This is a genomic window from Pseudomonas sp. NPDC089534, assembly GCF_044749305.1.
GTDB lineage: Bacteria > Pseudomonadota > Gammaproteobacteria > Pseudomonadales > Pseudomonadaceae > Aquipseudomonas > Aquipseudomonas ekonensis.
In genome coordinates this window covers 1-1093 of the sequence record NZ_JBIVHR010000224.1, presented here as the reverse complement: position 1 = coordinate 1093, position 1093 = coordinate 1, and the positions used below count along the sequence as shown (strand labels likewise).

1 protein-coding gene and 1 pseudogene are annotated in these 1093 nt (G+C 56.7%); both read left to right on the top strand.

From position 1 onward, the window contains the following. The coding region (gene cyoA, locus ACIP0B_RS28575; RefSeq protein WP_400838576.1) for a ubiquinol oxidase subunit II at positions 1-798 on the top strand (798 nt) is incomplete at its 5' end. A 3-nt stretch (positions 799-801) separates the two neighbouring features. Next, a pseudogene (locus tag ACIP0B_RS28570) lies at positions 802-1093 on the top strand (cytochrome o ubiquinol oxidase subunit I); the annotation flags it as partial.

The following is a 1093-nucleotide window of genomic DNA, read 5'->3' as shown; positions in this document are numbered from 1 at the left end:
CTGATGCTGTTGGTCGTGGTGCCGGTCATCGTGATGACCTTCCTGTTCGCCTGGAAGTACCGCGCCTCCAACAAGAACGCCGTCTACACCCCGAAATGGTCGCACTCGACCAAGATCGAAGTGGCCGTCTGGACCATCCCTGTCCTGATCATCATCGCCCTGGGCTACATCACCTATAAGTCGACCCACTCGCTGGATCCTTATCGCCCGATCGAATCCGACGTCAAGCCTGTGACCATCGAAGTGGTCGCGCTGGACTGGAAATGGCTGTTCATCTACCCGGAACAAGGCATTGCCACGGTCAACAAGATCGTGTTCCCGGCGCACACGCCGATCAACTTCAAGATCACCTCCGACGCCGTGATGAACTCGTTCTTCATCCCGGGCCTGGGCGGCCAGATCTACGCGATGGCGGGCATGCAGACCAAGCTGCACCTGATCGCCGACCGCAACGCTGAAATGGAAGGCATCTCCGCCAACTACAGCGGCGCTGGTTTCACCGGCATGAAATTCAAGGCTATCGCAACTTCCCAGGAAGATTTCGACGCCTGGGTAAGTGAAGTCAAAAAGGCACCTAAACAGCTTGATCAAGCTGAATACGCAGCCCTTTCCAAGCCAAGCCAGAACAATCCGGTTGAGCTCTACTCCTCGGTCACGCCGAACCAGTTCCAGATCATCGTCGACAAGTACGAAGGCATGAAACCGGGCAAGCCTCTGAAGCACGAGAAGAAAGAGAAGGAAGTGGCCGCCACGGAAATGGACTCGAATTCGCATTCAGCTGCCGGGGCAGAGGAGTAAACGATGTTTGGTAAATTAAGTTGGGAAGCGGTTCCTTTCCACGAGCCGATTGTCATGGTGACCATCGCCATGATCGCGCTCGGTGGTCTGGGGCTGTTCGCGGCAATCACCTACTTCAAGAAGTGGACTTACTTGTGGACCGAGTGGCTGACCTCGGTCGACCACAAGAAAATCGGCGTGATGTACATCATCGTCGCCATGGTCATGCTGCTGCGCGGCTTCGCCGACGCCATCATGATGCGTTCCCAGCTGGCCATGGCCACCGAGGGTTCGCCCGGCTACCTGCCGCCTGAAC